The 23,172-nt window shown below is 51.3% G+C and carries 26 protein-coding genes and 1 other annotated feature; of the genes, 1 reads left to right on the forward strand and 25 read right to left on the reverse strand.

The window, feature by feature from the left end; translation table 11 throughout:
* Positions 1–19: 19 nt before the first annotated feature.
* From trpC to BLQ36_RS09425, 3 genes are all read right to left on the reverse strand, one after another.
* A complete protein-coding gene (gene trpC, locus BLQ36_RS09415; protein WP_074515352.1) occupies positions 20–787 on the reverse strand; it encodes an indole-3-glycerol phosphate synthase TrpC in 768 nt (255 codons plus the stop codon).
* Positions 784–1,413, reverse strand: a complete 630-nt coding sequence (locus tag BLQ36_RS09420; protein ID WP_074515353.1) for a phosphoribosylanthranilate isomerase — start codon at positions 1,411–1,413, stop codon at positions 784–786. The genes trpC and BLQ36_RS09420 overlap by 4 nt, the downstream gene beginning before the upstream one ends.
* 47 nt (positions 1,414–1,460) lie before the next feature.
* Positions 1,461–1,724 (reverse strand) — a binding site (T-box leader).
* Between the two features lie 327 nt (positions 1,725–2,051).
* Complete coding sequence (locus BLQ36_RS09425; RefSeq protein WP_074515354.1) at positions 2,052–2,780, reverse strand: hypothetical protein; 729 nt, start codon at positions 2,778–2,780, stop codon at positions 2,052–2,054.
* Between the two features lie 239 nt (positions 2,781–3,019).
* On the opposite strand from BLQ36_RS09425, the gene BLQ36_RS09430 reads away from it, so the two are divergent.
* Positions 3,020–3,226, forward strand: coding sequence for a hypothetical protein (locus tag BLQ36_RS09430; RefSeq protein ID WP_074515355.1), 207 nt, complete (start codon positions 3,020–3,022; stop codon positions 3,224–3,226).
* 137 nt (positions 3,227–3,363) lie between these two features.
* Here BLQ36_RS09430 and rpsI read toward each other — a convergent pair whose 3' ends face one another.
* The 22 genes from rpsI to BLQ36_RS09540 all read right to left on the reverse strand — a co-directional run bounded on the left by rpsI (position 3,364) and on the right by BLQ36_RS09540 (position 23,166).
* Positions 3,364–3,756: a 30S ribosomal protein S9 gene (rpsI, locus tag BLQ36_RS09435; RefSeq protein WP_033170484.1), complete on the reverse strand. Its 393-nt coding sequence runs from the start codon at positions 3,754–3,756 to the stop codon at positions 3,364–3,366.
* A 23-nt stretch (positions 3,757–3,779) separates the two neighbouring features.
* Entirely contained in the window at positions 3,780–4,220 is a 441-nt protein-coding gene (rplM, locus tag BLQ36_RS09440; protein ID WP_033170485.1) for a 50S ribosomal protein L13, read from the reverse strand.
* A gap of 199 nt (positions 4,221–4,419) precedes the next feature.
* Positions 4,420–5,343, reverse strand: a complete 924-nt coding sequence (locus BLQ36_RS09445) for an NAD-dependent epimerase/dehydratase family protein (RefSeq protein WP_074515356.1) — start codon at positions 5,341–5,343, stop codon at positions 4,420–4,422.
* A 30-nt stretch (positions 5,344–5,373) separates the two neighbouring features.
* Positions 5,374–5,991, reverse strand: coding sequence for a histidine phosphatase family protein (locus BLQ36_RS09450; RefSeq protein ID WP_074515357.1), 618 nt, complete (start codon positions 5,989–5,991; stop codon positions 5,374–5,376).
* Positions 5,992–5,994: 3 nt separating this feature from the next.
* A complete protein-coding gene (gene cobD / locus BLQ36_RS09455) occupies positions 5,995–7,065 on the reverse strand; it encodes a threonine-phosphate decarboxylase CobD (protein ID WP_074515358.1) in 1,071 nt (356 codons plus the stop codon).
* Positions 7,066–7,071: 6 nt separating this feature from the next.
* Positions 7,072–8,466 (reverse strand): cobyrinate a,c-diamide synthase, encoded by a 1,395-nt coding sequence (locus tag BLQ36_RS09460; protein WP_074515359.1) that lies wholly within the window; start codon positions 8,464–8,466, stop codon positions 7,072–7,074.
* Between the two features lie 30 nt (positions 8,467–8,496).
* Entirely contained in the window at positions 8,497–9,387 is an 891-nt protein-coding gene (locus BLQ36_RS09465) for a hypothetical protein (RefSeq protein WP_074515360.1), read from the reverse strand.
* 26 nt (positions 9,388–9,413) lie between these two features.
* Positions 9,414–10,181, reverse strand: coding sequence for an adenosylcobinamide-GDP ribazoletransferase (gene cobS / locus BLQ36_RS09470; protein WP_074515361.1), 768 nt, complete (start codon positions 10,179–10,181; stop codon positions 9,414–9,416).
* 37 nt (positions 10,182–10,218) lie between these two features.
* Positions 10,219–11,160, reverse strand: a complete 942-nt coding sequence (gene cbiB, locus BLQ36_RS09475) for an adenosylcobinamide-phosphate synthase CbiB (RefSeq protein WP_074515362.1) — start codon at positions 11,158–11,160, stop codon at positions 10,219–10,221.
* On the reverse strand, positions 11,157–12,698 hold the full coding sequence (locus BLQ36_RS09480; RefSeq protein ID WP_074515363.1) for a cobyric acid synthase: 1,542 nt from the start codon (positions 12,696–12,698) through the stop codon (positions 11,157–11,159). The genes cbiB and BLQ36_RS09480 overlap by 4 nt, the downstream gene beginning before the upstream one ends.
* A gap of 12 nt (positions 12,699–12,710) precedes the next feature.
* Positions 12,711–13,289, reverse strand: a complete 579-nt coding sequence (gene cobU, locus BLQ36_RS09485; protein WP_074515416.1) for a bifunctional adenosylcobinamide kinase/adenosylcobinamide-phosphate guanylyltransferase — start codon at positions 13,287–13,289, stop codon at positions 12,711–12,713.
* A 1-nt stretch (position 13,290) separates the two neighbouring features.
* The gene (locus BLQ36_RS09490) at positions 13,291–13,926 is read right to left on the reverse strand and encodes a precorrin-8X methylmutase (protein WP_074515364.1); all 636 of its coding nucleotides are present in this window, start codon (positions 13,924–13,926) and stop codon (positions 13,291–13,293) included.
* Complete coding sequence (gene cobK / locus BLQ36_RS09495; protein WP_074515365.1) at positions 13,895–14,695, reverse strand: precorrin-6A reductase; 801 nt, start codon at positions 14,693–14,695, stop codon at positions 13,895–13,897. The genes BLQ36_RS09490 and cobK overlap by 32 nt, the downstream gene beginning before the upstream one ends.
* Positions 14,692–15,447: a precorrin-3B C(17)-methyltransferase gene (gene cobJ, locus BLQ36_RS09500; protein ID WP_074515366.1), complete on the reverse strand. Its 756-nt coding sequence runs from the start codon at positions 15,445–15,447 to the stop codon at positions 14,692–14,694. Before cobJ ends, cobK begins: the two co-directional genes overlap by 4 nt.
* Entirely contained in the window at positions 15,435–16,544 is a 1,110-nt protein-coding gene (locus BLQ36_RS09505; RefSeq protein ID WP_074515367.1) for a cobalt-precorrin 5A hydrolase, read from the reverse strand. Before BLQ36_RS09505 ends, cobJ begins: the two co-directional genes overlap by 13 nt.
* Positions 16,541–17,296 carry a precorrin-4 C(11)-methyltransferase gene (gene cobM / locus BLQ36_RS09510; RefSeq protein ID WP_074515368.1) on the reverse strand — a complete coding sequence of 252 codons (756 nt, stop codon included), beginning with the start codon at positions 17,294–17,296 and terminating at the stop codon, positions 16,541–16,543. Before cobM ends, BLQ36_RS09505 begins: the two co-directional genes overlap by 4 nt.
* Before the next feature lie 147 nt (positions 17,297–17,443).
* Positions 17,444–19,417, reverse strand: a complete 1,974-nt coding sequence (locus BLQ36_RS09515) for a TonB-dependent receptor plug domain-containing protein (protein WP_074515369.1) — start codon at positions 19,415–19,417, stop codon at positions 17,444–17,446.
* Between the two features lie 64 nt (positions 19,418–19,481).
* Entirely contained in the window at positions 19,482–20,240 is a 759-nt protein-coding gene (locus BLQ36_RS09520; protein ID WP_074515370.1) for a TonB family protein, read from the reverse strand.
* A gap of 1 nt (position 20,241) precedes the next feature.
* Positions 20,242–20,649, reverse strand: a complete 408-nt coding sequence (locus tag BLQ36_RS09525; RefSeq protein ID WP_074515371.1) for an ExbD/TolR family protein — start codon at positions 20,647–20,649, stop codon at positions 20,242–20,244.
* Complete coding sequence (locus tag BLQ36_RS09530) at positions 20,636–21,298, reverse strand: MotA/TolQ/ExbB proton channel family protein (protein WP_074515372.1); 663 nt, start codon at positions 21,296–21,298, stop codon at positions 20,636–20,638. Before BLQ36_RS09530 ends, BLQ36_RS09525 begins: the two co-directional genes overlap by 14 nt.
* Before the next feature lie 9 nt (positions 21,299–21,307).
* A complete protein-coding gene (locus BLQ36_RS09535) occupies positions 21,308–22,333 on the reverse strand; it encodes a FecCD family ABC transporter permease (protein WP_074515373.1) in 1,026 nt (341 codons plus the stop codon).
* Positions 22,330–23,166 carry an ABC transporter ATP-binding protein gene (locus BLQ36_RS09540; RefSeq protein WP_074515374.1) on the reverse strand — a complete coding sequence of 279 codons (837 nt, stop codon included), beginning with the start codon at positions 23,164–23,166 and terminating at the stop codon, positions 22,330–22,332. Before BLQ36_RS09540 ends, BLQ36_RS09535 begins: the two co-directional genes overlap by 4 nt.
* Positions 23,167–23,172: the final 6 nt, after the last annotated feature.

Raw genomic sequence — 23,172 nt, forward strand, 5'->3', positions numbered from 1 at the left:
TCTTCGGTATTTACAAAGTTCAATGGGAAAGCGTCCGGGTCATCGCCCCAATATCCTGGGAACGAACCAGCCCCTCACCTACCAGTATTCCATCGCAGCCGGCATCCCGGAGTACCTTGGCATCCTCGGCGCTAAAAACACCGCTCTCACTGATAAGGACGCGGTTGGAATCGGCGCTAGGAAGCAAATCCAAGGTTTGCTGAATATCGGTCTTAAAGGTCTTCAAGTTACGATTGTTGATGCCGATAAACTCCGCCGGCGTCGAAAGAGCTGCTTTCATATCCGTCTCATCGTGAACTTCCACCAAGGCATCCATCCCCAAACTCCAAGCCGTATAAAGATATTCCCGCAACTGCTCCGGAGTCAGGATTCTTGCAATCAACAGAATCGCATCGGCCCCCAACATCCGCGCCTCGTAAATCTGATATTCGTCAATGATAAAATCTTTCCGCAGCAGCGGCAGTTTTACCAGCTGGCGCACCTTGATAAAATCCTCATTACATCCTAGGAAATGCGGGTCCGTATGGACCGATAACATACTGGCACCACTTTCTTCATAGATGCGCGCCAACTCTTCCACCGTATGGGTCTTGTTAAGACGTCCCTTTGCCGGAGACTGAAGTTTGCACTCAGCGATGAGGTTCCAGTCACCCTTTTTAAATTTTTTGCTCATCCGGAAGGTATCCGGCTTTATCTTCGCTTTGATTTCTTCCAAGGGCATATCTGCCTTGGCTGCAGCGACAATTTCTCTTTTTTTCGCCACGATTTCTGCTAATATATCTTTCATTGACGCTTTCTCCCCCGCGGCAGGCTTCTAGCTCTTCGCATAAAGGCCTGTATCTTGCTGATAGATTTTTCTTCTTCTACCTCCAAACTGCCCGATACGTCCACTCCATAAGGATGGAACGTTCGCAGCACTTTCTGCAGGTTGTCGATGTTGATGCCACCGGCAATCAACACAGGTTTTTCCACTTTCGCTATCTCTTCGGCGGCGGACCGCCAATCAAAAGTCTCCCCGGTTCCACCGACCTTGCCTGGACGGAAGGCATCGATAAGAATCAACTCAGCCGGATACTCATTGGCTGCTTCCGCCGAAAAGTTGTCTCCATAACGGAATGCCTTGATAACGGAGCACTGTACCTTACGAGCATAAGCAGCGTTTTCGTGACCATGGAGCTGGACGAAATCAAGATGTACCTGGCGGACAATTTCATTGACTTTCTCGATATCTTCATCAACAAATACACCGGTTTTCCAAGAATGCTGCAACTGACTGCTGATTACGGCAGCGTGTTCCGGCTCAATATACCGATGGCTCTCGGGCCAAAAAATAAATCCAATGAAATCTGCGCCTGCCTCTTCGGCAACTTTTGCCGTCAACAGCGATTTCATACCACAAATCTTAACCTTCATCCACTCATCCCCTAATACTACAAAAGCCCCGACCGGAGAAATTCTCCAGCCGGGGCGAATCAGCTTCGCGGTACCACCCGTTTGCATGTATCAACTACATCTCATTCCGGCACAGGACAAAAGCCGATGCCGTAGCCCGATAACGGAGGCGGCCGTTCCAGCCTACTTGCAGACATCCATCTGCTTTGGGTGGACTCTCCCGGGACCATTCAGATTACCTCACTGACCGGACTTCACACCACTGGTCTCCCAGTCTCCGGCTCGCTTGACAGCTACCTGTAATCGTACTATTTCCCGTTCGTTGATTTTCCGTGTTAATCGACTGTAACTCTGTTAACCCGTCGATGTTTTACATCTTACACGCTTTTGTTTTCCTTGTCAATACATATTTTACATTTTATGTTGTTTTTTTGTTTTTTTGTTTATAAAATGAAACTATTGATTTTCCGACGAATAAGGTGGATAAAAATTTCGTTCTCAACGGAAACCATCAAACGCTTCGTTTATGGCACTGCCCCTAACGGCGGCTAGGACTGAAGCAATCCTAAAAAGGCAAAAACTCCCCTATGACGACAGTTTTTACTGCCTTCATAAGGGGAGTTTATCGAGTCAACGGGCTTTTATATCCTTACCTTTATTTACTTAGCCGGTTCTTCGGGAGCTGCCGGTGCGTCAACCTCGCCAGCTGGCGGTGGGCCGCCCTGCGGACCATGTCCATTCATATCCTGGGGACCGCGGCCAACATTCAGCACGCTTTTATCAACGCCCAGCTGGTCTGCTACATCACCCCAGCGATTGTTGATTTTCTTCATATCCAGAACACTCTGGATGTCCTTGTTGGCAGCTTTTGCCAGAACTCCTGCCGCCACAATATCCTGCGCATGATAGCCGTTTTTCAGCAGCGACGTGGCCGTATTTTCATCGATGCTGGCCTTCTCGGCAATCTCTTTTGCCTGCATCGTTGCCATCTTGTCCTGTACCTGCTCACGGGTGATGCCAAGCTCTTTGCCTACTTCCGGCCAGTCCTTGGTATCCGTCTTCATGCCCATGACATCCTTGAAGGATTTCCCGCTGATATTGGCAAACATAGCTGCCTGGCCAATATCACGGATATCCTTGCCCTCCTCAATAGCACTCTTGACTTCTTTCTCATCGACACCAAAGGTATCGTGAACTTTCTTAGCTGCATCATCTGCACTCATCTGTACCGGCGGACACGGTGCCATTTTGCCCTTCTGCATAACAGCCGGACGCTGGTGTTTGTCCGCATGGGAAACCGATTTGGCACTGGCGGCATTAACACCAATTCCCGTCAACATTGCACCAGCCAATATACCTGCTACCAATTTCTTATTCGCACGTTTCATATGTCACATCACCTTTCTATAAATAAACCTTTTCTTTATCCATTCCTCTTGCTGAATGGTATGGTCTAAGTATAACGAAGGGTATTTAAACTAGTTTTAAATGTCAATTAAATTCCAATTCGAATTCGATGGAAACCAACTGAAAAGATAACTATCATTTATTTTTAGAAAAAACAAGGAAAAATACGAGGAGATGTCGTATAATATATAATAGATTTTAGGAAAGAGGTGACTGTGTAATGACGGAACAGGAAATTGAAAAGCTTGTCCGGGAAAAACTTAACGATGCTTATCAGTCTGAGGAGCATCCGAAAAAATTCTTCATTACGGAGAATGGTCGTGGTGTTACGGACGGTGGCGATCTGTACAACGCTCTGCTTAACGACATGATGCGTGTTACGGAAAAAGCCCTGACGGAAATCCTGAAGGAAGCTCTGAAGAAGTAATTCCAAAATTGCAACATAAAGAACGAGCCAAGCGCTGCTTGGCTCGTTCTTTTCTATTATATATGCCAGGTAACGTAAAAAATCCCACCAGTCCAAAGACTGATGGGATTTTCCAATTCCGTATAAAAACGCAAGAATCAACGTTTCGAGAACTGAGAAGCCTTACGAGCTTTCTTGAGACCGTATTTACGGCGCTCTTTCTCACGCGGGTCACGCGTTACGAAGCCAGCTTTCTTCAGAGCCGGACGGAGCTCAGCATCCATTTCCATGAGTGCACGGGTGATGCCATGACGAATAGCACCAGCCTGACCAGTTACACCGCCACCTGCAACGTTAGCGATGACGTCATACTTGTCGTTAGTCTCCGTAAGGTTGAGCGGCTGACGAACAATCAGTTCCAGCGTACCCAGACCAAAATACTCTTCCATGCTACGACCATTGATCGTAACTTTGCCTTCGCCTGGAACCAGACGAACACGGGCAACGGAAGATTTTCTGCGGCCAGTGCCGTAGTAGCTTACTTGTGCCATTTAGAAGTTCCTCCCTTTCCAGATTAGCGAATGTTCAGCTCGAGCTTTTCCGGCTTCTGAGCTGCATGCGGATGCTCGCTGCCAGCATAAACGCTGAGCTTACGATACATCTGAGCACCGAGGCGGTTGTGCGGCAGCATGCCTTTGATAGCGTGCTCCAGAACGCGCTCCGGGAACTTCTCGAGCATCAGGCCAGCAGACGTGAACGTCGTGCCACCCTGGTAACCGGAATGACGGAAATAAGTCTTGTCCGTCAGTTTCTTACCCGTGAATTTTACTTTCTCTGCATTGATGACGATGACGTAATCACCCGTATCAACGTGCGGAGTAAAGGTCGGTTTATTTTTACCGCGAAGAACTTTTGCGACTTCAGCTGCGAGGCGGCCGACAGTCTGGCCTTCAGCGTCTACAACATACCATTTGCGCTCGATATTGGATGCATTTGCCATAAACGTTGTCTTCATGCGATTTCCCCCCTAATAATTTCATTTCTAATTTTATCGGTATATGATGCTCTTGTGTTCGGCTTCCGGGGCTAATGGATGCCTGATTCCGTAACATCACATAGAAATATTCTACTCATAAAAGTGCAACAAGTCAAGGACTTTTTTGCATTTCTCCAGAAATTTTCTCGAAGTTATCCACGAGCTTTTTGTGGATAACTTAATCTTTCCCTGTGAAATGTTTGATGGTCTTTTTTAGTCCCTTTTTTATGCTCGTGCGCGGTGTCCAACCAAGTTTCTCCCTGGCCTTTGCACAATCTAATATCAAACTCCCCAGAGATTGGCTGCCTGCTGCCCCAACCGAAACCTCCAGTTTTTTCCAAGTTACATCTTCCAGCAGCCGAACCAATTCTTTGGTATCTATCCCTGTACCGGAGCTCAGATTGTAACTTGTATTGACTTCCGCAGTCAACAGGGCCGCATAGATACCATCCGCTACATCACCGGCATAAACGAAATCATGAGACCTGCCATTGCCATAAATCGTTATCCCATTACCTGCCATGATTTTTTTGATAAAGGAACCGATAATACCACCTTCCCCTATATCTTGTTGAAATTCCCCATAGACATCTGCTAACCGCAGGATGATGTAATTGAGTCCATATAGGCGCTGATACATAATCAGATACTCTTCCACCGTCTTTTTACTAAGACCATAAAAGGAGCCAGGTGCCAGTTCCTGTGTCTCAGGAATCGGCTGCTTATTTTCCGGCCCCCTGCCATATACGGCCGAAGCAGACGAAAAGACAACCCGCTGTACATCACTTTTGCGGGCTGCCTCCAAAATATTGACGGTTCCGATTATGTTTTCCATCGCATCAAAGGCTGGATCCGCCAAGGAATCCTCGACTGTGGTCTGGGCCGCCAGATGTACAATCCAGTCAAAGCGTGCCTTCATAATGCGCGGGATTACCGCAGCTGACCGGACATCCATTTCCCAGGACTCACAAGCGGCCGGCACATTATCAAAGTCACCGGTGCTGGCATTATCGAGCACCGTTACCATGTGCCCCTCAGACAGCAGCCGCCGCACTACATGCGAACCAATAAATCCAGCTCCACCTGTTACCAAAACCTTCATAACAGATTCCTCTCTTTATTCCCTGAATCCTCAGCGCAGTTCTCCCAAATGCGCGGTACTGTTCAGCAGTTCAACGGTAGGATTCGCCGCCTTATCATAGCGCACGATATTTACCGCTGTGTTGAACTGACGGATGCTCCAAAGATACTGCAGCGGCATGTGAAGTGCCGCCGTCAGCATGGTACGCAGTACAGCCCCATGGGCTGCAATCATAATGGTCTCTCCCTCATGTCTATGAATCAGTTCCCGCAGCCGCGACATGGCGCGCTGCTGAACTTCGGGAAAAGATTCCCCATGGGGGATATTCAAAATATCCGGGTGCGCCAAGAAATTTTCCATGGCATCCGGCCATGAGGCAACGATCTGCTCATAGGTAAGACCTTCCCAATCGCCAAAGCTCAGCTCCCGAAAAGCAGGCTCCAAGTTTACCCCCAGACCGAACCGCTTCGCCACCGTCTCAGCGGTAACCTGCGCGCGAATGAGGTCACTGGAATAAATTGCATCGATATGCTCCACAGGAAAATTGGCCGCCAGTTTTTCCGCCTGCTCAATTCCTACTGCCGATAAGGCCACATCCGACTGACCTTGATATCGGCCGCTGACATTCCACTCCGTCTGTCCATGACGGACAAAAACAACTTTTACCATGTATTAAAAATCCTCCAATGCAGCCAGCAGCTGCTCGTTTTCAGCCGGCTGGCGGACGGCGATGCGCACATAGCTTTCGCCATCTAATCCTAAATAATTGGCACAATCCCGCACCAAAATTCCCTTCTCGCAAAGCTTTTGGGTAAATTCGCCGCTATTAAGTCCTGTGCCACGGATATCCAGCAGCATAAAATTGACACTTGGCCGATAAGCCCGAATCCCCTTGAATCCATTAATCCGCTCGTAAAAGCGCTGCATTTCCTCTGCGATGAATTTCTTGCTCTGCTGCTGGTAATCCTTATCCTGCAGCGCTGCCACACCGGCCTTCTGGGCCAGCAGGTTGACATTCCATACATCCTTGCCGGCATTGAGCTTTTTCGCCAGTATCGGGCCAGCCACGCCGAAGCCTAATCGCAAGCCGGGCAGGGCATAAAATTTCGTCAGCGACTGTATCACAAAGAGATTTGGATATTCCTCCACCAAATCGCGCACCGTATAGCGGCTATCATAGGGAAGGAAGTCCAAAAAAGACTCATCCACCACCAGCCACTGATGACCGCCACGCATCTCGTCCAGCAAGTGAACCAATTCGTTACGGGTAATGAGGGACCCTGTGGGATTGTTGGGATTTCCCAAAATGATGCAATCTGCCACCGCCAAAGCTCCCATAAAAGAATCCCAGTCGATGCGGAAATTATCATCAAGGTCCATCTGGAAGCAATTCACTTTCGCCCTTGCCGCCAGCGCCGCCCGCTCATATTCGCTAAAAGAAGGAACCGGCAGCAGCACATTGCGCGGACGAACCGTCTGCAAAAAAAGATAAAAGAGCTCCGATGCACCATTGCCTAACACCAAGTCATAGGACGGAACGTTATAACAGGCCTCAATCGCTTCTTTCAATTCCGCAGCGTTCGGGTCAGGGTAATGAACCACATCCTTTATTCCTAACGAAACAGCTTGATATACTGCTGAGGATAACCCCAGCGGATTAACATTTGCCGAAAAATCCAACCATGCTTCGCCATTGTCACGAGCAGTATAGATATTTCCACCATGCTCAAACTTATTCATCATACCTAATCACTCTCTTTCTTTTTCCAGCTTCCATGCCAGACATTTTTCTACGAATGATTTCGCAGCCTCCGGGCAGCCGGCAAAATGAAGATGCAAATAGCTGCCCAAGGCATTTTTACACTGCTGCCCAGCCCCATAGGTCTGGTTATTACGCAGCTTCGTGAAGCAAAATGGCCGCTTTCCATCCTCCGCAGCTTGTTCCACCGAAAAATGAAATTCGTGGCCATGAAGCTTTGTTCCCTTACTCCCCAACAGGGAATCCCCCATCAGGATGGCTTCCACATAGCCAACCATCTGCAGTTTCTTGGTCATAACCGCCTGTCCCGAAAACACGCCGGTCATGGCATGAACCTCGCCGGCAAAATCCTGCAAGCTGTCCATCAGGTACATATAACCACCACATTCAGCATAAATAGGCATACCTGCTGCTGCCTTTTCCCGAATTTCCTGCCGCAAAGACTTATTAGCAGACAATTGCGCCGCAAACATCTCAGGGAAACCGCCACCGATAAGCAAGCCATCTACCTCCGGCAGGCTGTTATCCCGAAGCGGACTAAAGGGAACGAGTTCTGCACCAAAGTGTTTCAGTATATTCAAGCTGGTGGGATAATAAAAAGAAAACGCTTCATCCTGGGCTACCCCCAGACGGCATACCGTCGGCTTCTGCTCATTTTCCAGGAAAAGTTCCTGGAAAATGAGCGGTTTTGCTGCCTTCGCCAGCTCCAGCAGTGCCTCAAGGTCTAACTGGCTCCCCACCGCCTGTCCTATCTTGTCAACTACGTCTTGTTCTTCATTTTCCTGTACGGGTAAAAGCCCCAAATGGCGCTCTGGCAGCTTCAGTTCCTCATTTCGCCGCAGCGCACCATAAACCTCCATATCGATTGCCTGCATGGCTTCACGAATCATGGCCTCATGGGTATCCGACCCCAAGCGGTTCAAGAGAACACCTGCCAATTGTACCTCGGGGTCATAATCCCGAAAGCCCTGAGCAATGGCCGCTGCCGATGCTCCCATAGATTTTGCATCTATGACCAAAAGCACCGGGGCATCCAGAAGCTTTGCCACCTGAGCCGTGGAACTCACCCCCCGCCGGCCCCCATCGTATAGGCCCATAACGCCTTCCACCACAGCGATGTCAGCCCCTTCACAAGCGGCGGCAAAAATTGCCGGCACAGCCTGCTCCGGTGTGAGCCAGGTATCCAGATTATGCGCCGTCCGGCCGCTGGCTAGTTTATGATAGCCCGGATCGATATAATCCGGGCCAACCTTAAAGGACTGCACCTTTAGGCCGCGTTCCTTAAGTGCAGCCAGCAGCCCCGTAACGATTGTCGTTTTTCCCGACCCCGACTGGGTTGCTCCAATGACAATCCGCGGGATGGAATACTGATTTGCGTACTGCAACGAAACACCTCTTCTGCTACGATACTTTGCTTATCTAAAAAGTTCTACAAACTCTTCACGTTTTCCTTCTGCCACCTGGACGCCACCGCTCTGCAACCTTGTCTGCATCATCAGTACCAAGTTGGGAAAACGATGACGAATCGCTCTAGTTGCCAGCTGCAGAGACGCATCGGGGAAATGCTCTGGCCAAAGGACGCCAATCACCGTGCCACTATGGGCGATATTAATCCCCAATGCCCCTTGTTCCCTGGCAAAAGCTAACAGCTCCTCCAAACCAGCTTTGTACAGAAGGGGTTGATTATTCAACGCACTCATAACTGCCGCCTCAGCAATCAGAGCCTCATCCTGTGCCTGCCAGCCTTTCTCGAATAAAGCCAATGCCTCAGCCGAACGATTTTTCCCACCATCATCCTTTACCTGCTCATGGTAGCGAAGGGTATCGACAACACCACCCGTATCGAAAATGGAAATACGAAAAGCCGGCAAGCCCTGATAACTTGCCAGCCAATCGCCATTCATATGGTTGATGCAGACCACCTGCGGATAAAAAATCCCATCGGTAGGTTCGATACTGGCGGCCAAGCGCATGATTTCCTCCGGATAGGTGCGATAGTCAAAGGCCAAAGCCACCGCCGCTACCGTTGCGGCAATATCCGCACTAGAAGAAGCCATGCCCTTCCCCCGTGGCAAGCTGGATTCTAAGCTAAGGCCCCAGGGAAGCTCCTCCTTCCCCAGACTCGTCAAAGTCTTCTCCAAGGCCATCAGCGATTTTCGCCCCAATCCATGAATCCCCGATAGCGCATCGGAAATCCGGACCGTCGTATAGCTTCCCACCGGACAGGTGACAAGAAAAGGGTTCCCGGCTTTCATCCCCTGCAGGAGTTCCCCACAGGAGCCAGGAACGCGAACCGTCAAATCCATACCTTACGCTCCTAAACAACTGCTTTTCAGCGCCACAAAATATGCAGACCCCCAGGAATCCAGGAAGTCACCAGAAATACGACCAGCACCATGGTCTCGGTTAAGGTCTCCACCGCTCCATAGGTATCTCCAGTCAAACCGCCCAGTTTACTGGTGAGCCATGCCCCCAGCAGCCAAGCAAAGCCCAAGCCTACAGCCAGGGCAGCAATGGCAGCTTGGCCCCAAGGAACTACGAACAGCAGCGTTGTAATGCTGGCAACTGCCAAAGTCTTCTTATCGGCCATATCCGAAAAGGCCTTGCCCATTCCTTCCGGACGAGCATAGGGAAAAAAGGCAATGACCATGACCATGGCCATGCGGCCGATAACCGGCATGACAAAAAGTGCCGTCATGAGCAGCACGAGCTTGATATCCCGCAACACTGTCCAATTTATCATCATCAACAACACCAGCGCAATGACTCCGAAAGCCCCTACACGGCTGTCCTTCATGATTTCCAGTTTCCGTTCCCGGCTGCGGGCGGAAAAAACGCCGTCGGCTGTATCCATATAACCGTCAAGCAACAGCCCCCCGGTCATGACAATCGGCAACAAAACCAAAACCGTCGTGACGAAATTGGCCCAGCCGAAAACCGCCACCAGACACCAGGTCACCAGCATGTAAATCAAGCCCAAAAGCCCCCCCACCAACGGGAAAAATTTTGTACTGCGGCCAAAATCTTCCACGGTCAAGTCAGGCTGCTCCTTCACATGAATGCGAGTCAAAAATTGCAATGCCGTAATAAATGATTTCATTGATAATATCCTCCTATATCTTCTGATACTATCTTTATCATAACCCAAACATGGCATAGGCAATAAGGATAAACATCACTGTCACGGTGTACATCATGCGAATGGATTCCATAATATGTTTGGGGGCTATCATCTCGATGACATCTCCCATATATGCCCGGAAATGTTTCTTGCCAAAGTACGAATTGACGCCGCCCAAGCGGACGTGCAAAGCCCCTGCCACAGTAGCCTCGGCATAGCCGCCATTGGGGCTCGGATGTTTTTCCGCATCCCGTAACATCACCCGATAGGCATTCTTGTAATCAAAGCCCAATATCCAGGCGGCGAAGATAAACAACACGCCTGTGAGGCGCGCGGGAATATAGTTTAAGGCATCGTCAAGCTTAGCTGCCGCCCGGCCAAAGTACAGATATCTGTCGTTCTTATAGCCAATCATCGAATCCATGGTATTGGCAGCCCGATAGAGCACCGCCAACGGCACCCCGCCGATGATAAAAAAGAAAAGCGGCGCAATAATGCCGTCAACAGTATTTTCGGCAATTGTTTCCACGGCAGCCCGGGCAATTTCTGAATCGTCGAGATTCTCCGTGTCCCGGCCAACAATCCAGCCAACTTTCTTGCGGGCTTCCTCCAGTTCACCGAGAATGAGCAGCGTATAAATCCCCTTCCCCGCCTTAGCAAGACTCTTTGGGGAAATGGTAAAGGACAGCAAAACACCGCCCACCACCGCTGGCCCAAAGGACCAGGGGATATGGTAAGACAACATCATGACAGCAGCAGCCACCTCATAGGAAACCAACAGCGTAATCAACACCAGCATGGCGCCCATCGCAAATTTTTTTCCATCGCTGTCTTCGTTTCGGTAAAATAACTTTTCCAAGGCACCGATGAGTTTTCCCATCAGCACCACCGGATGCCAGCGGCTGTTGGGGTCGCCGATAATGGTATCCACCAGAAAAGCGATAATTGCAGTCATCATAGTTTCTCTCCCATGATGGCTGCCAGCTTTTCCATATCGAGACTCTGGCGAACCACCGCTGCCAAATGATTATAAGCCTTTTCCTTTTCCGCTCTCACATTGCGCTGGATGGCAAGGGGCGCCATCCCCTTGCGGCCGCGCAGGGCATTAATCACCTGACGGCGGAAACCGTCGTGGTCAAAAATCCCATGAATATAGGTGCCGACCACTTCGCCCTGTTGGTCATCCTTTTCTCTTGCCACTGCGCCATCCCAGCTGTCCGCTTCCTGGGCAGCTTTGGCGCGGATATGGAAGGGATGATACACCGCCAGCCCGAACTCCGTCTTGCCCATATGAATCTCGTAGCCCGGCATATCCTTAGCCGCAAGCATTTGTCCCAGGAAGGGCAGCTGTACACAGTCTGCCACCACCTGAGTTGTGCGCTTCTGCGCTGCAAAGGTTGTCTCCATATCCAGATACCCAAGACCCTCAATATCCTCATGATCCGACTCGGTGTGTTCCGGGTCGTGGATGGCCTTTCCCAGCATCTGATAGCCGCCGCAGATTCCCCAAAGGGGCGTACCGCTTTCCACCCGGCGGGAAATTTCCGCAGCCATTCCCGTTTCTTGCAGATGAATGAGGTCCTCCGTCGTGTTCTTTGATCCTGGCAAAATAATCATATCCGGTTCGTCCAGTTCCTCTTTGCTGGAAACATAATAGAGAGATACATCCGGCTCTGCAGCCAAACTGTCAAAATCGGTGAAATTCGATAACTTCGGCGTCCGGATTACCGCAATCTTTATCGGTGCATCCACAGGAACCGCCTGCTTCTCCTCTAGGGAAACCGAATCTTCATCGTCGATGCCCAACGCCTCAACGTGAGGTACTACCCCTAAGACCGGTTTGCCGGTCTTCTGCTCCAGAAAATCGATGGCCGGTGTCAAAAGACTCACATCACCACGAAACTTATTGATGATAAGTCCCTTGACCAAATCCCGTTCGTCTTCCTCTAAGAGCTCCAAGGTTCCCACCAAAGCGGCCAAAGCTCCCCCTCGGTCGATATCCGCAATCAAAAGAACCGGCGCCTGTAAATATTTAGCCACGCGCATATTTACAATGTCATTGGCCTTGAGATTGACCTCGGCAGGACTCCCCGCGCCTTCGATGACAATCGTATCGTATTCTGCCTGCAGCCGTTCCAGGGATTCTTTCACCGCATCAAAGGCTTTCAGACTGTACCCTTTATGGTACTCGCGGGCACTCATGTTGCCGATTGGCTTTCCCATCAATACCACCTGAGAGCAGCTGTTGCCAGTAGGTTTCAACAGAACCGGATTCATGTCCACCATCGGCTCTAACCCTGCCGCTTCCGCCTGAGCCACCTGCGCCCGTCCCATTTCCTTGCCGTCACGGGTGACGTAGGAGTTAAGCGCCATATTCTGCGCCTTGAAGGGAACGACCTTGCGCCCCTGTTGATGGAAAATGCGGCAGAGGGCCGTGGTGATAATGCTTTTGCCCACATGGGAACTGGTCCCCATGAGCATAATAGCGTTGGACATGTGGATTCCTCCTTAAGCTAATGCTTTAATATTTACCGGTATTCCTGCTATAACCGCATAAACATCAGCAGCTGCCTTAGCCAGCTGCTGATTGGCCAGTCCGCTGATATCCCGATAGATGCGGCTGAGCTTATTTTCGGGAACGATTCCTGCCCCCACCTCGTTGGTGACAAATACCACTACTGCCCCTTGAGCAGCAGCAGCCTGAGCAGCTGCGATAAGCTGGCTGATTTTTTGATGGGTCAGGGCATAGATTTGCTCTGGCTTATCCAGCTCCTGTTCCTCCAGCTGACAAAGAATATTGCTAAGGTAAATCGTAATGCAGTCAAACAAAATGGCATCATGCTGCTTGGCTGCCGCTTCAATGGCCTGCTGGGCATCAAAGGGAGCCTCGTAAGTCTGCCAATCTGCCGGCCGACGCTTGCGATGAAGCGCTACGCGAAACCGCATCTCTTCATCAAAAATTTGTGACGTGGCAATATACGCAATGGCATGCCCGCTTTGCGCGACAATTTTTTCGGCAAAGGTGGATTTCCCCGAGCGGGCGCCCCCTGTCACTAAAACAATTTTGCCTGCTTTTTCCTCATCCATATCAGCCTCGGTCATTGTTAATCAAATACATCATAGCATTGATGGCAGCAGCGGCAATGGGGCTTCCCCCTTTAGTTCCCTCAACCGTTATATAGGGTACCATGCCATTTTCGGCCAGTTCTTTTTTGGAATCGGCAGCCCCCACAAACCCCACTGGAATTCCCACAATGCAGGCAGGACGGACGCCCTCTTCCCGAACGAGCCGAAGGACTTCAAACAGTGCCGTAGGCGCATTGCCAATGGCCACAATACTGCCATCAAGCTTTTTGCCGAACCGGCGCATGGCAGCCATCGAACGGGTTATTCCCTCAGCCTTGGCCTGTTCCGCCACCTCAGCATCGGCAATCAGACAGTGAACTTCGCCGCCAAAGGAAGCCAGCTTGCGCTTGTTAATGCCCGTGCGGACCATCTCCACATCGGTATAGATATCGGAACCACTGCGAAGTGCCGCCATGGCTTTTTCAATAGCTCCCTCACCGATGCGAATAATGGGCGCGTATTCCACATCCCCAGCCGCGTGGATAATACGGCTGTAGACTTTCACGGCCTTCTCATCGAGGTTCAGTCGATCAAGATAAGGGGCGATGATTTCCATACTGCGCGTTTCAATTTCCATCGGTTGTTTGATAAACTCCATATCCGTATCGCTCCTCTGCAAACTTCAGGATTTCCTCATAAGTCCTGCCAACATTTCCATAATCCATTACCGGCCGGTCGATGACAATGACCGGCAAATCCAGTTCGGCCGCCGCCGCAAACTTTGTATCGGTTCCGCCAATGGTGCCGCTGTTTTTGGTAACGATAACATCGGCGTTATACCGCCGGTATAATTCCTTGTTAAGCTCCTTGGAAAAAGGGCCCTGCATGCCGATAATCTGTCCTGGCGTAAGCCCTAATCCTTCGCACAAACGCATGACCTCCGCCGTAGGCAGTACCCTGGCAATAATATGGCAGTCGCGCAGGTGCCTTGACGTCGTAAATTTTTCCAGATTGCGGCTGCCGGTGGTCAGAAAAATATTCTTGCCCAATTTTGCGGCTAATTCTGCCGCCGCTTCGTAGTCATGCACCACCGATAACCGGTCATAGCTGCTAGATGTCAAATCCCGCTCATAACGGATATAGGGAATCTGCAAATTCTTGCAGGCCTCCAAGCCATTTTTTGACATATTCACCGCATAGGGATGGCTCGCATCCACAAACAAGCGAATGTCATGAACCTGCAGATATTCCTCCAATTCCTGCTGGTCCAGCGGCTTATCGTTGATGATGAAGTTACGGCCACGACAATCAGCCAACAACTGTTCCCCGTAGTGACTCACCACCGATGCCGCAACATCATAACCGTTATCCAACAGATATTTTGCCAATTCGCGGCCATCCTGGGTGCCGGCAGCGACAAAAATCATAAACCGTTCTCCTTATTCTGATACCCACGCGGGGTAATCATCCAGCCATCCTTTACATAAGTCTGGCTATTGCCGATGACCACCAAGGAAAACATATTGATGTCCTCTTGGGTGAAGTCTTCCAAAGTCGAAATGACCTTCGTCTCTTTATCACGGCTGGCGGCCGTGACAATTCCCACTGGGGTTTTCGGATCGCGGAATTTCAACATGATTTCCCGAACCTCTTCAATGTTTTTCACGCGCTTTTTGCTTTTGGGATTGTAAAGGGCGGTGACAAAGTCGCCCTGAGCCGCCATCTCAACGCGTTTGCGAATGAGTTCCCAAGGGGTCAGCAGATTCGAAAGACTGATAACCGCAAAATCGTGCATCAGCGGCGCCCCGAGAACCGAGGCGGCTGCATTGACTGCCGAAACGCCAGCAATAACGCCGCCAAATTCTGGACGCTGTGCCTTTTCCCGCTGGAGAATGAGTTCCAATACCAGACCGGCCATACCGTAGACGCCGGCATCACCGCTGGACACCACCACCGTATCCCGGCCTGCTGCCGCTTCATCCACCGCCATGCGGCACCGATCTATTTCCTGCATCATCGCCGTTCCGATGACCTTCTTGCCCATCAGCAGCGATTCCACCAGCTTGATATAGGTATTATAGCCTGCGACTACTTCTGCCGCTTCAATCGCTTTTCTAGCCCGCGGGGTCATATCCTCAAGACTTCCCGGACCGATACCGATTACTGTTATTTTTCCCATAATAAAGCTACCGTCACTTTCTCAAATTTGGTTTTGCGAAGGGCCATTCGTCCGCCACGCTCCCCCACGCAGCAATAAGCCGCAGCTTCGCAGACATTGCCGACGCCAAGGGTTTCTTTGACAAAAGGAGACTCCTCCAACTGATATTTGGCAATGGTCTGTTCCAATTCCGCTTTTTCATAGAACCGCACTGGCCGCGCCAAACTGTCCGCCGTGAAAAGGATTCCTGCCTCATGGCTCTTGACCGACGAACTGGCAAGGATATCCACAAAGGACCTGTCCCGGCCAATCATACGACAAGCCGTATCAATCGCGGACATGACCACTGCTGCCGGCGTGCCCCGGCGACAGCCCACCCCAGCAATCAGGCGGCGTGGCGACAGGCAAAGCACATTGGGCGGCAATTTCGAAAGCTCCGGAAGATTGGGTTCCGAAACAACAACCGCATACAGTTCCTGCTGCGCCTCCGGCTGGATGTTCATCAGCTGACTGGTAATGCACAATTCGACCTGCTGTCCTGCCTGCTCCAACATCCGTTTATAGAAAACGCTGTGGGGCAGCGTTTTATCAATGCGCCAATTGACGTTTTTCCCTTCTAGCACCGCCGAATTGAGGGTACCAATGCGAACCTTGGGCCAGGGGCGCAAGCTCAGCCGCGCCGCCAAAGCGTCTGGTGCCAAGCACTTATTGACATCTGTTGCCGTGGTGATGACCGGTGCTGCTCCCACTGCCTGGCAAAGCTGCTGGGTCAGTACGTTGGCGCCACCAATATGCCCCGACAACAGGCTGATACCATGCTGACCCCGCTCATCAAACACCACCACCGCGGGGTCCTTCAACTTGCTCTCCAATAGCGGCGCAATGGCCCGCACGACAATTCCCGTGGCCATGATGAACACCAAGCCGTCATAAGTATGGAAGGCTTCGGCTACCACCTGGGAAAGCTTGGCAAAACTGCGCGTCCCTTCCAGGGATTCCTGTTCCTTGGTCATGGCCTTCTCCGACACATAAATGGTCATCGTGCTGTCGAGACTTAATTGAAAAGTTTTGGCTAATTCATAAGCCTTTTTCGTTAAAACAAAACAAGCGGTTCTCATTTGCTGGCCTCTCGAAACATATGGGAAAACTCCGGCGCATAAAGCCGCGAAAGCTCATAATCGGCACCAAGACAGCGGCTGACCACAATCATAGCCGTGCGGTCAATGTTTTTGTCCCGAATGTCCTCCACAATCGTAGCTAAAGTTCCCCGGACAATCTTCTGCTCTGGCCAGGACGCCCGCTGCACGATGGCAATCGGCGTATCCGGTGTATAGCCGCCCGCTATGAGTTCCGCCACCACCTTATCCAGCATGGTAATGGACAGGTAAATGCACATTGTGGACTGATGTGCCGCCAAACTCCGGAGTTTTTCTGCCTCCGGTACCGGCGTACGTCCCTCATTGCGGGTGATGATAACGGTCTGGGAAATCCCCGGCAGGGTGTATTCCTGCTTGAGGGCTGCCGCAGCAGCAAAGCAGCTGCTTACTCCCGGAACGACATCGTAGCCGATATTTTTTTTATCAAGGGCATCCATCTGTTCCTGGATTGCCCCATAAACCGAGGGATCACCAGTATGAAGGCGAACCGTCATTTTTCCTTCCTGCTCGGCTTTTTCAATCACACCAACGACATCGTCCAGGGTCATGAACGCCGAGTTATGGATTTCTGCCCCTTCCTTGCAAAAATCCAGCAGGGCCGGATTAACCAAGGAACCAGCATAAATAACCACATCCGCCTCGGAGAGATACCGCTGCCCCTTAACGGTGATGAGCTCGGGATCCCCAGGTCCCGCACCAACTATATGTACCATGAGATGTTCCTCCCATCTGTATTGCTAATGTCTTTATTTTTCCATATATCGCATCTATATATTATACAAATGACCGTCCAATAAGTCCATAGCACAAACACGAAAGCCCGGCAGAAAAATCTTCCTGCCGGGCTTTCCCAACTTAACTCAGAACTTATAGGTGTAATTGAATAGATAACTGGTCGGTGCATCATAATAAGCCGACGCCGAATGGGAGATAATATCCTGACGGTTGAGCACATTGCGGATCATCAGGCTGAGTTCGTTGGCCTTATCTGGAGCATAGGTCGTATTCCAGGTCGTAAGCAAATACGGTTTCGTATCAAAGGAATGATCACTGGATGGTGCCTGTACGCGTTTGCACAGATAAGAAGCCTTGAGATTCGATACCCATTTATCCTTCTTATAGGTTATCCCCGAAGTCAGCTGAACCCGGCCGTATTTACGATCCCAATAGCCCTTCTTGCTGCTCTTGCTTTCCGGGTTCTGAACCGTTATTCCCCAATGATAGGAAAAGGGCTTGGCGTCCTTGATATCCCAGCCAAGTTCCACGCCCGTGTTGCGGAAATCCTCATTGGTATATTCATACTCATTCTTCGCCGATTTCCAAGCGGCACTGATATTATCCTTGATATCCATGTGGAACAAAGCCGCTTTCCACTTGTGGGCACCATGATTCTGCTTCCAGCCAAGCTCGTAGTTGACGCCCTTCTGGGGCTTCAGGTTGTAGTTCGGAACAGCCTTTTCGGATGAGCCATACATCTGGGCAAAGGTCGGCATGATGAAGGACTGGGAAACATTCACATAGAGATTGTTGGCCTTGTCCATCTTGTGAAGCCACTGGCCCGAAGCGCTGAAGTTATGATAATTCTTGTCCATCCAAGCCCCATTGGTCCAGGTCTCACGCACGCCAACAATACCGGTATTCTTTTCATCAAAGGCCTGCTCAAGCTGAGAGAACAAGCCGAAGTTGTTACGGGCATACTGGGCCGCCGATTTGGTCGTATAGGTGAGCAGCTTATCGTACTGCTCACGCTGCACCGAACTGCCGAGAATCCATTTGGTTTTCGGCGACAACGTCCAACGGCGCTGCACATCGGCACCATAGGTTATATTTTTCTCGCGGGTATTATAGCGAGGTGCCTTGGTTTCCTTATCGCCCTTTGCCGTATCCTTAAAATTCGTCACACCCTTTGACTCCACCGTACCCGTATTGAAGTAGACACCGGCCTTAACCTTTTTGTCTTTGTAGTTGAGCTGAGTGATATGACGTTGGGTCGTATACTTGCGGTTGTTGAAAAGATCCCCCTGGGCAATCGTAGAACCTGCCTTGACAGCATCAGCGTAACGGCTGAATTTGCTCTCCGTCTCCAGATAATTATAGAGGAGCGACAGATGGTCATCAAGCTGATAGCTAATCCCGGCACTCTGTTTTTGCACATCGGTAAGGGTCGTACGCGTACTGCCGAATTTCGTCGCGGTCTTAGAAACATCCACGCCATGGCGCCACTCATTGAAATTGTAGCTGACTGCCAAACGGTCATCGCCTACATTTGCCGCATAATGATGCTGGCCCGAGCTGCCGATGCCAGCCGTAACCGTATTGGCAGCCCCCTTCTTCGTGATGATGTTTACCACACCAGCCATGGCTTCACTGCCGTACAACACTGACCCAGAGCCTTTTACAACCTCGATGCGCTCAATACTGTCAGCAGGGATTGCCGACAAGTCATATTTGCCGCGCCAGGAAATCGGATTGCCATTAACCAGAACCAGCGTGCCATTATCGATGCCACGGATATTGACGGAGTTATCCATCGTGCCCATGGCGGCACCATTAGGGCCGAAAGCGCCATAGGCGATGCCATCGACTTTCGACAGCGCCTCCCCGGCCGTCTGCGCGCCGCTGTCTTTAATTTCTTCGGCGGTGATGATTTCCGTTGCCGCTGGAACATCCACATCTTTTTTCTGGGAACGAGTAGCCGTTACCACCACTTCCCCCAGATCCTCCGTCACCTTTTGCTCCGCAGCAGATACATCCGCCGGAACAGACCAATACATCGCAGCTGTCAATCCAGTTGCAACACTTGCCACCAACTTCTGCTTCATTTTCTTGTTCATATAATCCTCCTAAACTTGCACTCCCATTAGCATTTATCCTCAAGAGACAATTGGTCACTTCCCTTTACCAGTCATCTCCATCTGTCATTTGGAACCGGTAGCGGATTGGATAGACACCGCTGCCCCGGAACTGACAGCGATAACCGGCAGCAATCGCTGCCTGGTCCATCGCCCCATACCCCGAAGAACTCGTCACCACCACATTGGTGACGGAACCAGCCTGCACATAGATAAGCAAGGCTACCACGCCTTCAGCGTTTTGCGATCGCAGGCTGGCAGGATACACCGGCGAAGCTTTGGCAATGCACTTGGCCGGTTCTGGTGCCATTTGGCTTTCCCCAGCACCGGTTCCCCCGCCGCCATTACCGACACCAGTGCCTGGGCCATTACCATTTCCCGCACCACTACCAGATAAATTGCCGTTGCCAGAGCTTCCCGACTCGGAATTTCCCGGCACTGCGCTGCCTGACTCCTTCGACTCGCGTTTTGCTCCATCCTCCGTTACCTGATGCTGCTTACGGTAATCTTTCTTTTTCTCCGGATGGCGCGTGTAATCTTCGGTAATTGCCGGCAAATCAGCCGCTGGTAGCATGGCAACTTCCATTGCCGCCGGGGCGGAAGCGGCAGGAGTCTGCCCGCCACCACCACTTCCCGCAGCGCCAGCTGACGCGTCAAGCCAAAGGGTATTTTCCGGCACTGATTTATCGGCCGGTCTTACCAGCAAAAAGAAGCCTGTTGCCGCCACCAGCAAGAAAAGGACTAGGTGGAGCAGTATAGAAATTCCCCAGGCCCGCAGTTTTGCTTTCTGTTCCTCCTCACGCATATCACTTTCCCCCATCAGCAGCCAATCCGATATGCGTAATTCCCAAAGCCTTGAACTCATCCAACAGGCCAATCACCATTCCGTAATCGAGCCCCTGGTCCGCCCGAACCACAACAGCAAACTGCGGGTCCCGCTGATAAGACTGCTGTGCCTTTGTCAACAGCTCCGCTTCACCGATGGGCTTGTCTTCGAGCCATAGGGAACCATCTTTGCGAACCGTCACTACGTAAGTCACATGAAGTTTTGTCTCCGCATGCTGTGCCGCTGGCATATCCACATCCACCGTTTTCATATTTACCATGTACAGCGTACTCATCATAAAGAACACCAGCAGGAAAAACATGATATCAATCATGGGGATGATAATAAGAGAAGGCTGCTTGATTTGATGACGTTCACGCAAGCGCATGCTGAGCACCTTCCTCTTCCTTGCGGACAGTCCCCGCAAACGCTGAGGGATTTGTCTCCATGAGCGAGAAGCAGGACTCCATGTCCGTCACGATATTTTCCAGCCGCTGGGAAAAATAAGCATGAATCATAAGGGCGAGAATTGCCACACAAAGGCCAAAGGCCGTTGCAATCAAGGCTTCACCCACGCCCCCCGTAATCGCGGCAGCCTGGGACGAATCCCCGTTGAACACACTAAAGGCCGAAATCATGCCGCTGATGGTTCCCAAAAGCCCCAAAAGTGGCGCCATCGTAACCACCACACTCAAATAGTAGAGGCGTTGACGGAACCGGGCCAAGGCCGTTCCGGACTGAATCTCCAGATAAGCGGCAATATCCTCATGCCCATCGGCATAACGGGTGGCCGCCTCATGGAGCAACCGGCTTAAGGCGCCGTAATGGCTGGCAGCTAACGTCATGGATCCGGCGTAATCCGCCTGGGCAGCTAGGGTCATAAACTGACTGGCAAACTTCCGTCCCGAATCCTCACGGTGAAAATACTGCCAGCGTTCGATGCCAACAGCCGTTACGAATAGGGAACAGAGCAGCAGCACGTACATGATAAAGCCGCCCTTTTGAAATAGCGCCACACCCGCCATAATACTTTCCATAAACTCCTCCTAGTCCAATTTCTGTTGATATTTTCGCAACAAATATAAAAAATACGGGGTTCCAATAAAGGCTGTCATAATTCCGACTCGAACCTCATAACCTGGCAGGATAACGCGTCCCACGGCATCACAGAGAACCAGGAAAGCCGCTCCCGCCAAAAGGCTTGCCGGCAAAAGCCGACGGTGGTCAGGGCCGACGATGAGCCGCATCATATGCGGCACCACCAAACCTACAAAGCCGATATTACCGCTTATGCAAACACTAGTCGCCGTAGCCATGGAGGCCAATACAAGCATCAACAGCCGATAGCGTTTCACCGCCATTCCCACGGCCTTGGCTTCATTATCCCCCAGCACCAGCACGTTGAGCTGTCGTGATAGTACCAGCATGACGGCCGAACTGATAAGTATCGGCCCCAGTCCCAACATTACGTGTTCCCAGCGCCGGTAATCCAATCCACCGATGGTCCAGAAAAGGTATTCCTGTAGCTTGTTCACATCGAGGATTGTCAGCACTGCCGCTGAAAAAGCCGCCAAAAACATACCGACCACCACGCCGGACAGCAAAAGCGTCATGACGGGAATACGTCCATGCCGCCAAGCCATCGCCACCGTAAGCCCCACGGCGGCCAGAGCACCCACAAGCGCTCCCACCGGCAGGGCAAACATCGTAGTCCCAGCTGCCCCCGTGGCAATCGCCAGCACAGCCCCCACCGAAGCACCGCTTGACACGCCGATGATACCAGGGTCTGCCAGCTGGTTGGCAAAAATCCCTTGAAGTACCGCACCAGAAATTCCCAGTCCGGCTCCTGTCAACAAGCCAACGATGGTTCGGGGCAGCCTAATATGCCAGATTACGGCCATCTCATCTGCCGGCACGGGCACCTGCGCCAAAATTGGAAGCTCCATTCCCTGGGCAAGCCCTGCCACCACATGAAGGAAGGGAATCTTCATCTGCCCCCAGCTAAGAGAAAGAACGCCCGCCACCAGAAGGCAGATTCCCAGAACGAACACGATAATTCCATATCGCCTCATTCCGTCACCTCCCTGCCCAACACGGTTGCCAATAGCTTTGCCCGACGCTCATCCTGGCGCCCACTGCCCGTTGTATAGATATCCATATGCCCGGTAAGAGGATTTTCCGTCACCGCAATGGAAGCCCCATAGGCTTTGGTCAAAAGCTCCGGCGTAAGCACCTGCTCCGGCTTCCCATCGGCCAAAACAGTTCCCTGGGAAAGCAGCAACAATCTGGAACTGAACCGGGCTGCCAGGGACAGCTCATGAACAACCATCACAATTGTCCTGCCTGCAGCACAAAGTTCCCGGCAAAAGCGGAATATCTCCTCCTGATAAATAAGGTCCAGACCTGTTGCTGGTTCATCTAGCAACAATACCGGAGTCTGCTGGGCCAAAACCTTCGCTAAAAAGACCCGCTGCTGCTGGCCACCGGACAATTCCTGCACCGGACGGTCCAAAAATTCTAAGGCACCCGTATAAGCCAGAGAAGCCCGAATGATTTTCTCATCCTGCTTCCCGGGCTGCTGCCACCAGTGAAGATAGGGATACCGCCCCGTCTGCACGATTTCCCGCACAGTATACGCAAAGGGCACCTGCATTTGCTGCTGTAAATAACCAGCCCGCCGCGCAAACTCCCCCTCGGAGAGCTTCGTGATATCCGTTCCCTGAAGAAATATTTTCCCCGGAAGGACCGGCAGCAAGCCACGGATTGTCTTCAACAGAGTGCTCTTGCCCGCCCCATTTGGGCCCACCAGACTCACCAGTTCTCCCTTTCCCACCGAAAAGGAAACATGCTGCAAAATCGTCTTTCCCGAATAACCAGCCTGCAAGTCACGGATTGATAAAACCATAAGCCC

This window comes from Selenomonas sp. WCT3 (assembly GCA_900100835.1).
GTDB classification, from domain to species: Bacteria; Bacillota; Negativicutes; order Selenomonadales; family Selenomonadaceae; genus Selenomonas_A; species Selenomonas_A ruminantium_E.

What these genes read in the sequence shown, in the direction of transcription:
- BLQ36_RS09535 (WP_074515373.1), bottom strand. Translation starts at nt 22,333, where the DNA reads ATGAGGCGATATGGAATTATCGTGTTCGTTCTGGGAATCTGCCTTCTG.
- cobS (WP_074515361.1), bottom strand. Translation starts at nt 10,181, where the DNA reads ATGAAATCATTTATTACGGCATTGCAATTTTTGACTCGCATTCATGTG.
- BLQ36_RS09465 (WP_074515360.1), bottom strand. Translation starts at nt 9,387, where the DNA reads ATGGATTTGACGGTTCGCGTTCCTGGCTCCTGTGGGGAACTCCTGCAG.
- BLQ36_RS09505 (WP_074515367.1), bottom strand. Translation starts at nt 16,544, where the DNA reads ATGAGAACCGCTTGTTTTGTTTTAACGAAAAAGGCTTATGAATTAGCC.
- BLQ36_RS09515 (WP_074515369.1), bottom strand. Translation starts at nt 19,417, where the DNA reads ATGAACAAGAAAATGAAGCAGAAGTTGGTGGCAAGTGTTGCAACTGGA.
- cobJ (WP_074515366.1), bottom strand. Translation starts at nt 15,447, where the DNA reads ATGGGAAAAATAACAGTAATCGGTATCGGTCCGGGAAGTCTTGAGGAT.
- BLQ36_RS09490 (WP_074515364.1), bottom strand. Translation starts at nt 13,926, where the DNA reads ATGGAGTTTATCAAACAACCGATGGAAATTGAAACGCGCAGTATGGAA.
- BLQ36_RS09450 (WP_074515357.1), bottom strand. Translation starts at nt 5,991, where the DNA reads ATGGTAAAAGTTGTTTTTGTCCGTCATGGACAGACGGAGTGGAATGTC.
- BLQ36_RS09520 (WP_074515370.1), bottom strand. Translation starts at nt 20,240, where the DNA reads ATGCGTGAGGAGGAACAGAAAGCAAAACTGCGGGCCTGGGGAATTTCT.
- cbiB (WP_074515362.1), bottom strand. Translation starts at nt 11,160, where the DNA reads ATGATGACTGCAATTATCGCTTTTCTGGTGGATACCATTATCGGCGAC.
- BLQ36_RS09525 (WP_074515371.1), bottom strand. Translation starts at nt 20,649, where the DNA reads ATGCGCTTGCGTGAACGTCATCAAATCAAGCAGCCTTCTCTTATTATC.
- BLQ36_RS09420 (WP_074515353.1), bottom strand. Translation starts at nt 1,413, where the DNA reads ATGAAGGTTAAGATTTGTGGTATGAAATCGCTGTTGACGGCAAAAGTT.
- BLQ36_RS09530 (WP_074515372.1), bottom strand. Translation starts at nt 21,298, where the DNA reads ATGGAAAGTATTATGGCGGGTGTGGCGCTATTTCAAAAGGGCGGCTTT.
- BLQ36_RS09425 (WP_074515354.1), bottom strand. Translation starts at nt 2,780, where the DNA reads ATGAAACGTGCGAATAAGAAATTGGTAGCAGGTATATTGGCTGGTGCA.
- BLQ36_RS09445 (WP_074515356.1), bottom strand. Translation starts at nt 5,343, where the DNA reads ATGAAGGTTTTGGTAACAGGTGGAGCTGGATTTATTGGTTCGCATGTA.
- rpsI (WP_033170484.1), bottom strand. Translation starts at nt 3,756, where the DNA reads ATGGCACAAGTAAGCTACTACGGCACTGGCCGCAGAAAATCTTCCGTT.
- trpC (WP_074515352.1), bottom strand. Translation starts at nt 787, where the DNA reads ATGAAAGATATATTAGCAGAAATCGTGGCGAAAAAAAGAGAAATTGTC.
- BLQ36_RS09540 (WP_074515374.1), bottom strand. Translation starts at nt 23,166, where the DNA reads ATGGTTTTATCAATCCGTGACTTGCAGGCTGGTTATTCGGGAAAGACG.
- BLQ36_RS09430 (WP_074515355.1), top strand. Translation starts at nt 3,020, where the DNA reads ATGACGGAACAGGAAATTGAAAAGCTTGTCCGGGAAAAACTTAACGAT.
- cobD (WP_074515358.1), bottom strand. Translation starts at nt 7,065, where the DNA reads ATGATGAATAAGTTTGAGCATGGTGGAAATATCTATACTGCTCGTGAC.
- BLQ36_RS09480 (WP_074515363.1), bottom strand. Translation starts at nt 12,698, where the DNA reads ATGTCCAACGCTATTATGCTCATGGGGACCAGTTCCCATGTGGGCAAA.
- cobU (WP_074515416.1), bottom strand. Translation starts at nt 13,289, where the DNA reads ATGGATGAGGAAAAAGCAGGCAAAATTGTTTTAGTGACAGGGGGCGCC.
- rplM (WP_033170485.1), bottom strand. Translation starts at nt 4,220, where the DNA reads ATGAAGACAACGTTTATGGCAAATGCATCCAATATCGAGCGCAAATGG.
- cobK (WP_074515365.1), bottom strand. Translation starts at nt 14,695, where the DNA reads ATGATTTTTGTCGCTGCCGGCACCCAGGATGGCCGCGAATTGGCAAAA.
- cobM (WP_074515368.1), bottom strand. Translation starts at nt 17,296, where the DNA reads ATGGTACATATAGTTGGTGCGGGACCTGGGGATCCCGAGCTCATCACC.